The organism is Paraburkholderia tagetis (assembly GCF_022213065.1).
In the GTDB taxonomy this organism is placed as follows: Bacteria; Pseudomonadota; Gammaproteobacteria; order Burkholderiales; family Burkholderiaceae; genus Paraburkholderia; species Paraburkholderia tagetis.
In genome coordinates this window covers 44927-53068 of sequence record NZ_JAKLJA010000043.1, presented here as the reverse complement: position 1 = coordinate 53068, position 8142 = coordinate 44927, and the positions used below count along the sequence as shown (strand labels likewise).

General features: G+C 61.3%; 7 protein-coding genes. 4 read left to right on the top strand and 3 right to left on the bottom strand.

Translation table 11 applies throughout. The features are described from left to right. The first annotated feature begins 321 nt into the window (after window positions 1-321). From tssC to tssE, 4 genes are read left to right on the top strand one after another with little or no spacing between them, the layout of a single operon-like run. Window positions 322-1707 (top strand): type VI secretion system contractile sheath large subunit, encoded by a 1386-nt coding sequence (tssC, locus tag L5014_RS31755; RefSeq protein WP_238467758.1) that lies wholly within the window; start codon window positions 322-324, stop codon window positions 1705-1707. 43 nt (window positions 1708-1750) lie between these two features. Further along, window positions 1751-3097, top strand: coding sequence for a type VI secretion system baseplate subunit TssK (gene tssK / locus L5014_RS31750; RefSeq protein ID WP_238467757.1), 1347 nt, complete (start codon window positions 1751-1753; stop codon window positions 3095-3097). Next, on the top strand, window positions 3094-3759 hold the full coding sequence (locus L5014_RS31745) for a DotU family type IV/VI secretion system protein (RefSeq protein WP_238467756.1): 666 nt from the start codon (window positions 3094-3096) through the stop codon (window positions 3757-3759). The genes tssK and L5014_RS31745 overlap by 4 nt, the downstream gene beginning before the upstream one ends. A 7-nt stretch (window positions 3760-3766) precedes the next feature. Further along, window positions 3767-4198, top strand: a complete 432-nt coding sequence (gene tssE, locus L5014_RS31740; protein WP_238467755.1) for a type VI secretion system baseplate subunit TssE — start codon at window positions 3767-3769, stop codon at window positions 4196-4198. A gap of 43 nt (window positions 4199-4241) precedes the next feature. Here tssE and L5014_RS31735 read toward each other — a convergent pair whose 3' ends face one another. The 3 genes from L5014_RS31735 to L5014_RS31725 all read right to left on the bottom strand — a co-directional run bounded on the left by L5014_RS31735 (window position 4242) and on the right by L5014_RS31725 (window position 7405). Beyond that, complete coding sequence (locus L5014_RS31735) at window positions 4242-5234, bottom strand: GlxA family transcriptional regulator (RefSeq protein WP_238467754.1); 993 nt, start codon at window positions 5232-5234, stop codon at window positions 4242-4244. A 112-nt stretch (window positions 5235-5346) separates the two neighbouring features. Beyond that, a complete protein-coding gene (choW, locus tag L5014_RS31730) occupies window positions 5347-6243 on the bottom strand; it encodes a choline ABC transporter permease subunit (RefSeq protein ID WP_238467753.1) in 897 nt (298 codons plus the stop codon). After that, window positions 6236-7405 (bottom strand): quaternary amine ABC transporter ATP-binding protein, encoded by a 1170-nt coding sequence (locus tag L5014_RS31725; protein ID WP_238467752.1) that lies wholly within the window; start codon window positions 7403-7405, stop codon window positions 6236-6238. Before L5014_RS31725 ends, choW begins: the two co-directional genes overlap by 8 nt. Window positions 7406-8142: the final 737 nt, after the last annotated feature.

Sequence of the window (8142 nt, the reverse complement as noted above, 5' to 3'; positions counted from 1 at the left end):
TACTGCTCGCTTACGCGTGGAATTCGCGCTCGGGTGTGCGTGGAATTCGCGCTCGGGTCATCGTGGAATCGGTGCTCGGGTCGCCGTGGAATTCGCGCTCGAGTACGCGTGGAATATGCAGACTTCGCAACTAATCTGCGTTTAAGGTATGCACAATACGCACCTTCAATCTTCCGGTGAAGTAATGGCCGTATCGGCATAGATCATTCATTGTTTTGAATCATGAAGTGACCGCCATTGATTTTTGAATTCTGTTTTGAGATGGGGGACGTGTTAAGTATTGTTGTTTGAGCGAAGCGGAAACAGATCAAGAACCAAACAATGAGCGCAAGCTTCCATACCAGCACCCAGCGAGACCCGGAGACCACGGCACACGACGCATTCGCGCAAACCAATACGCATGAGCGTATAGATCTGCTACACCTCGACCACGGTCTAGCCGCAATCGACCTGCTGCTTGGCAAGCAGATCGACGCCGTGCTCCACCACCCCGCTTTCCAGGCGATCGAATCAGCGTGGCGTGGTCTACAGTTCCTGGTCGAGCGCACGGATTTTCGCCGTAACGTGCGTATCGAAGTACTCGACGTTTCAAAGGAAACATTGCGGCAGGACTTCGAGGATACGTCCGAACTCATCCAGAGCGGCCTGTTCCTCCATACCTACACTCAGGAATACGACACGCCGGGCGCGTACCCCATCGCTGCGGTCATCGCGAACTACGAGTTCGACGCCGGCGCGCCCGACATTGCGCTGCTGCGCAATCTGTCGAAGGTAGCAGCGGCGGCGCACATGCCGTTTATCGGCGCGGTCTCGCCTGCATTCTTCGGGAAAATGTGCATGGAGGAAGTGGCCGGCATACGCGATCTTCCCGGCTACTTCGAGCGCGCAATCTACCTCAAATGGAAGGCATTTCGTGAAACGGAGGATGCCCGCTACGTCGGGCTCACGCTGCCCCGGTTTCTCGCGCGCCTGCCATATAGTCCCGACACGAATCCCGTGCACGCTTTCAGCTACACCGAGGATGTGCGCGGAGGCGGAAGTAGCGCGTTCGTGTGGGCGAACGCGGCGTTTGCCTTCGCGGTGAATCTCGTGAGAAGTTTCGTGCGCAATGGATGGTGCCTGCAGATCCGTGGCCCCCAGGCTGGCGGTGTGATCCGCGATCTTCCGGTCCACCTTTACGATCTCGATACCGGGCATCTGGGCAAGATTGCCACCGACGCGCTCATTGCTGAAACCCGCGAATTCGAATTTGCCGAGCTAGGCCTCATTGCGCTCTCGTACACCAGCAATCACGACTACGCGTGCTTCTATTCCGCACATTCGACGCAGAAGCCAGCCGTCTTCGAAACGCGCGACGCAACAGCCAACAGCCGCATCAATGCGCGCCTTCCGTACATCTTCCTGCTCTCGCGAATTGCGCATCACCTGAAGATGATCCAACGCGAAAACATTGGCACCACGAAGGATCGCAGGCTACTTGAACTCGAACTGAACGCCTGGATACGGTCGCTCGTGACGGTCATGACGAAACCTGGCGACGACCTTCAGGCGTCGCACCCGCTGCGCGAAGCCCGCGTCGTGGTGGAAGACATTGAAGACAATCCGGGCGTATTTCGTATCGCGCTCTTCATTGTTCCGCACTTCCAGATCGAGGGCATGGATGTGAGCCTGTCACTACTGTCCCAGATGCCAAAGGCCAGGCGTTGAACCCTGCCTATTCTCCTTACCTTAATCCGGACCACTAACAACGATGAAGATAACGAAGCCCCTGTGGGCGCGAGGCATTTTCATGACGCCGCAGCATTTTCAGCAGCAGGCGCTCTGGGAACAGTTTTCCAACGACCGGATTGCCCGTATTGCGAGTCCCGACGCCTGGGGGGTGATCGATGTCGCACTGGACACGCAGGCGCTCACCGTCGATCGGCTGCAACTTTCGAGGCTGACGGCTCGTCTGCGCGACGGCACGCTCATCGACAGCGAAACCGCTGACTGGCTGCCCAGCGCGCGCAGTCTGGCGGACGTGCCGGCCAATGTGGAAGCGGTCACGGTACTCGCCGGCGTGGCGCTTGTCGACCCGCAGGGCCGCAACTGCGTGGAGCCCGGAGAGAAGCCGGCGCGCCCGCGGCGCGTAACCCGCGAATTTCTTCATGTCGTCGACATCAACGGAGAGGGGAAGGAGGAAATCAGTGTCGAGCGCCAGGTGGTGGCGCTGTTGTTCGATTTCGAGCAGGCGAGCGACTACGTCACCTGTCCCGTTACACGCCTCGTGCGCACACCGCAAGGTCGCTTCGAACAGGACGAAGCGTTTGTGCCGCCGTGTCTTTTCCTTTCGGCAAGCACGCGTCTCACGCAACGCATACGGCGTGTTTCGGAGATTCTCACCGCCAAGAGCGCGAGCCTCGCGGTGCGCCGCAAGGAGCGCTCGGACCAGATCGCGGATTTTGCGGTATCCGATGTGGCGCTCTTCTGGCTGCTGCACTCGGTGAACAGCACATGGCCGGAACTGGCACGTCTCGCCCAGGCGCCCGAGCAGCATCCGGAACGGCTTTACGCCGTGCTCGCGCGCCTCGCTGGTTCGCTTCTCACGTTTTCGACCACTGAAACGTTGCAGGCCATCCCCGCATACGCCCATCGCACACCCGAGCCCGTGTTTGCGGAACTCGAATCGCTGATCCGCGCACTGCTCGATGCCGTGATTCCTTCGCGGGTCGTACCCATCACACTGGAGCGCCTGCGTACCTCGATGTGGCGTGGTCAGATCAACGACGAGCGTCTCACCGACAACGTCGACTACTACCTGTCGGTGCGCGCGTCGATGCCAGCTCACGCGCTACTTGAGCAGTTGCCCGCGCTGTGCAAGATGGGGGCGCCCGACGAGGTCGAACATGTCGTCAATTCCGCGCTGACCGGTATCACGCTGCGGCCGGTATCGCGTTTGCCCGCCGCGATTCCCGTGCGGATCGAAAACCAGTATTTCGCGGTGGACAGTTCGGATCCGGCGTTCGCGCGGATGATCGCCGCGCGTGCCTGCCAGATCTATCTGCCTGCGTCGATTCCCGAGGCCGAGCTTGAACTCTATGCGGTACTGCCGTCATGAAGACCATCGCTGAACAACTGCCTCCGGACCTTCTGCCTGTGGCGCTGCGCGATACCGCCCGCACCGTCATGGCACTGCGCAGCAACGACCCTCCAGCGCTTGACGATCTGCGCAGGGACGCCGATGCCCAGATCATCGGTCTACGTGAAGAACTGCGGCGGCGTGGCTACCCTCGCGATGTGATCGACGACGCGCTCTATGCACAATGCGCGCTGCTCGACGAAGCGGCCCTCAACGGGCTCGGCCCGCAGGCGCGCGATGTGTGGGAACGTGAGCCTCTGCAAGTGCGGGTATTCAGCCGCAACGATGCGGGCGAGGAAGTGCTCAGGCGGATTGACCGGCGACTGCATGAAACGGGGCCTGTGCTGCCCTTGCTCGGCATCTTCGCTGCTGTACTCGCACTGGGATTCAAGGGCCGTTTCGGCCTGAATGAGGCTGAAGCGCGCACGCAGCTCGTCCAGGCGATTGACGAACGTCTTGCGCGCGCCACGGCCGGAACCGATCCGGACCCGTCGAGCCCGGTCGTGGTGAATCCGTCCCGCCCTCGCAGACGTCCCTTGCCACCGCCCACGTGGTTGCTCATTGCGGGCATCGCTGCGGGGCTCGTCTGGCTGGCCATCGAGCGCTGGATGTTGTCGTCGATCGCCGGCATGGCACATTGAGGCAATCATGCGCACAGGACCCGGACTTTTCGAACGGATCACGGGGCATTTTGCCGACGGATCAAGCGTGAGCGACTTCATGCCGGAGGAACAGACGTTCCTCTCGGTACGGGACAACATCGAGCGCATTCTGAACAGCCGCCGCCGCTCGCTTGCGCACCTGCCTGACTTCGGGCTCGACGATTTGTCGGAAATCTACCGGCATCTGCCGTCGTCAACGCACCGGCTTCGGCATGCCATCGAGTCGACATTGCTTAAATACGAGCCGCGCCTGAGGGCGGTCGAAATCGAAGTGCATACCCGGGAACCCGGCATGACCATCGGCTTCACGATGGCTTGCCACCTGCATCATGAAGGGCTCGTGCGCTTCGACACCGTGTTCACTCCGGACGGCAAAACCCGCCTGAAGTTGCTGCAAGCGGCACTCGACCGGTATTGACGCGCTCGTCGTCGCACTCGCCGCGCACCGCGCGGCGTTCCCCTCACTCCGCCCCACGCCGCTCGTGACTCGGCGCATGACCGAACTGCACCCGATACGCCTTGCTGAAATGGCACGGCGAATTGAACCCGCAAATCGCGGTCACGCGTGAGATCGACGCGTCGGTCGTGCGCAGCAGTTCACGCGCACGCTTCAGGCGCAGCGTGAGGTAATAATGCGTGGGCGACACGTTCAGATAAGCCTTGAACATGCGCTGCAAATGCCGCTGCGAGAGCCGCACGAGCCGCGCAAGCTCCTCCAGCGAAAGCGGCTCGCGAATATTGGCCTCCATCAGCCGCACGACCTCGACCAGTTCCGCGCGCGAGAAGCCCACGCGTGCGTCCACGGGAATCGGCTGCAAATCGGTCGCACTGCGAATGCGCTCCAGAATGAACTGCTCCGAGACCTTCGCGGCAAGCTGGTTGCCAAAGCGCGCGCCCACGAGGTCGAGCATCAAGTCCAGTGGCGCCGTGCCGCCCGTGCAGGTCAACCGGTCGCGGTCGACCACGAACAGTTCGTCGGCGAATTGCACGTGCGGAAAGGCTTCGTGCAGCGAGGAAAGATTCTCCCAGTGCACCACGCAGCGGTAGCCGTCGAGCAGCCCGGTCGCCATCAGCGCATAGGCGCCCGTACAGATGCCGCCGAGCGGAATACCCTGCTGCGCGAATCCGTGAAGCGCGGCGCGCACGTTATCGTCCACGGCTTCCTGAATGTGGATGCCGCCGCAGACGATCATCACATCGGGAAGATCGTCCGGGTCCGGCGCCTGGGCCGGGCGCACCGAAATCCCGTTGCTCGCGCGTGCGGGCGCACCGTCGAGCGTGTAGACCGACCAGCGATAGAGATCGCCGCGGCCGACATAGTTGGCCATGCGCAGAACTTCGACGGCGTTCGAAAACGCGATCATCGAAAAATTCGGCAAGGTAAGGAACCCAAAATGTTGCAGCGAGGAGGCCGGCCTGGAGAGTTCGACGGCCTCGGCGGTGCCGGATGTCACATTGCGCCCCTATGGAGACAAACCTGCACAGACTGAGAATAAAGAACCGGCCCGCCGATGCGAGCCGGTTCACCTGACAAGGAAGCCGCGCTTACCGCAAGCGGCCCGGCACTCAGGCCTGCGCGACTACGGCACGCGGACGAAAGATCTGCTTGAAGCCCGAGAACAGCGGTGCCTTCGCGGCGCCCGGCGAGCGGCCGAAGCTCTCCGTGATGCGGTCGAGAATGATGGCGAGCAGCACCACCGAAAGACCGCTCTCGAAGCCGAGGCCGATGTCGAGCCGCTGGATGCTCGCGAGCACGTCGTTGCCGAGGCCGCCCGCGCCCACCATCGAGGCGATGATCACCATCGAAAGCGCCATCATGATCGTCTGGTTCACGCCCTGCATGATCGAGGGCAGCGCGTTGGGGAACTGCACCTTGTAGAGCAGTTGCCACGGCGTGCAGCCGAAGGCTTGACCCGCTTCCACGATCTCGCGGTTCACGTGCTTGATGCCGAGGCTCGTGAGACGCACGGCGGGCGGCATGGCGAAGATCACCGTCGAGAGAATGCCGGGCACGCGGCCCAGACCGAACAGCATCGCGGCCGGAATCAGGTAGACGAAGGCCGGCATCGTCTGCATCAGGTCGAGAATCGGCCGCACGATGGTGTACACGAGCTTGTTCTTCGCGGTCCAGATGCCGAGCGGGATGCCCAGCACGAGGCTAATGAGCGTGGACGAAAGCGTGAGCCCCAAGGTGACGATCATCTGGTCCCAGAAGCCTGTCGCGTAGATGAGCAGCAGCGAGCCCGTGGCAAACATCGCGAAGCGCCAGCCCACGCGCCACAGGCCGAGCGAAATGAAGAACGCCATCATCGCCCACATGGGCACGGCCTGGAGGCCATGCTCGATGAGCCTCGCAAAGCTCTCGATCGTCTGACCAATGGCATCGAACGTATTGGCATCGTGGTCGAGCAGATAATGAACCGACTGATCGACCCATTGGCCGAGTGGAATGATCTCAGACATGGGCACCCCTGTTGCGCGTAATGACCTTGAGAACAGCGGCCTGATCGATGGAACCGCAATAGCGGCCTTCATCGTCGACCACCGGCAATGCGGTGTTAGTCGCGCAAACGCGCGAAACGACCTGTTCGAGCGGCGCGCCGCGCGAAATGCATTCGACCTGGCGCAATGACGGCTGGTCCACGCCAATCGCGTCGCGCGTGACGAAACCGCTGATGCGGCGTTGCGCATCCAGCACGAACGCATATTCGTTGCTGCCGTTCAGCGACGCGGCAACGCTGGTCTTGTCCAGCGTGCGAATGAGCGGCACCGCTTCGCGCTGCATCAGATCGCCGGCGGTGAGATAGCGGCTCGTATCCACGCCGTCGAAGAACGCGCGCACGTAGTCATCGGCAGGATTGCTGATGATTTCCTGCGGGGTGCCGACCTGCACGATGCGGCCGCCCTCCATGATGGCGATGCGGGTGCCAATGCGCAGCGCCTCTTCCAGATCGTGCGAAACGAACATGATCGTGCGGCGCTGCTCCTTTTGCAGTTGCAGCAACACGTTTTGCATCTCCTTGCGCTTGAGCGGATCGAGCGCGGAAAACGCCTCGTCCATGATCATGAGCGAAGGATTGACGGAAAGCGCGCGCGCGAGACCCACACGCTGCTGCATGCCGCCGGAAAGCTCGGCGGGCAGCTTGTGCGCGAACTGCGCGAGACCGACCTGTTCGAGCACCGTGAGCGCGCGTTGCTCGCGCTCCTTGCGCCCCACGCCCGCGACTTCGAGACCGAAGGCCGCATTCGAGAGCACCGTGCGTTGGGGCATGAGTGCGAACGACTGGAACACCATGCTCATGTCGGTGCGGCGCAGCGAAACCAGCTCACGCTTTTTCACGGCAGCGATGTCACGGCCGTCGATCACGACCTTGCCCGCGGTGGGCTCGACGAGACGATTGATGAGACGAATCAGCGTGGACTTACCGGAGCCCGAGAGCCCCATCAGCACGAAAATCTCGCCTGCGTTCACCGAGAACGAGGCATTGTTCACGCCAAGCACATAACCGGTTTTCGCGAACATTTCGTCCTTGGTGGCACCGCTCGAGAGCAACTCGCGCGCCACTTTCGGATTGGGTCCGAAAACCTTGCATAGTCCATCGACTACGATCTTTGGGGATTCCATCGACTCCATCTCCTCGTCATGCAGGCGCCGGCCCGCTTCGTGTATCTACATGGTTGCCAGAAAAAACCCCGTCGGGATGGCTATTTGCGACAGGCGCTTATGCAAAAACGACACGACGGTTTGGGGGCCTTTCTTGATGCTTGCGCGCTGTGCGTGGGTCGTTGGTTGGGCGCACCTTTACGGTGCGGTGGTGGGTTATTTGGTGGTGCTTTTAGGGGTTATTGCGGATTATTGTGTGGGGCGTTTTCTTGTTGTTGCTTTGTTGGGCGTTGCCTTGTTGCGCGCTGCCTTGTTGGCATTTCCCTGTTGGCATTTCCTTGTATTCGTGTCGGTCTATTAGCGTTGCCCCTGTGCGGGGCGGCACCTACTTTTCTTTGCAGCCGCAAAGAAAAGTAGGCAAAAGAAAGCGGCTCAAACCGCCAGTGTGACGCAGTGCACCCCTTGCCTGTGATCGAAGTGGTTCCGGAGCATCCGTCACCCCGCACCTTCAACGGTAGTGACAAAGGAGTCATTCATCCCGCTGCTCGCTACGCGCGCAGCGGTCGGGTATGCAAAGGAAACCGAAGGTGCTGATGAACGAGCAAGAATGCATGCGCCCTATCGATGCGCATGCGCCCCACTGGTTTGGGGTTATGCCCCACGGGGCGCGTAGCGCCGCCGGAGGAATGAGCCCTTTGTCACTTCGTTGTACGGCGCGTGATGACAGACGCTCCGGAACCGCTCCGATAATGGGCAAG

What these genes read in the sequence shown, in the direction of transcription:
- tssK (WP_238467757.1), top strand. Translation starts at nt 1,751, where the DNA reads ATGAAGATAACGAAGCCCCTGTGGGCGCGAGGCATTTTCATGACGCCG.
- tssC (WP_238467758.1), top strand. Translation starts at nt 322, where the DNA reads ATGAGCGCAAGCTTCCATACCAGCACCCAGCGAGACCCGGAGACCACG.
- L5014_RS31725 (WP_238467752.1), bottom strand. Translation starts at nt 7,405, where the DNA reads ATGGAATCCCCAAAGATCGTAGTCGATGGACTATGCAAGGTTTTCGGA.
- L5014_RS31745 (WP_238467756.1), top strand. Translation starts at nt 3,094, where the DNA reads ATGAAGACCATCGCTGAACAACTGCCTCCGGACCTTCTGCCTGTGGCG.
- tssE (WP_238467755.1), top strand. Translation starts at nt 3,767, where the DNA reads ATGCGCACAGGACCCGGACTTTTCGAACGGATCACGGGGCATTTTGCC.
- choW (WP_238467753.1), bottom strand. Translation starts at nt 6,243, where the DNA reads ATGTCTGAGATCATTCCACTCGGCCAATGGGTCGATCAGTCGGTTCAT.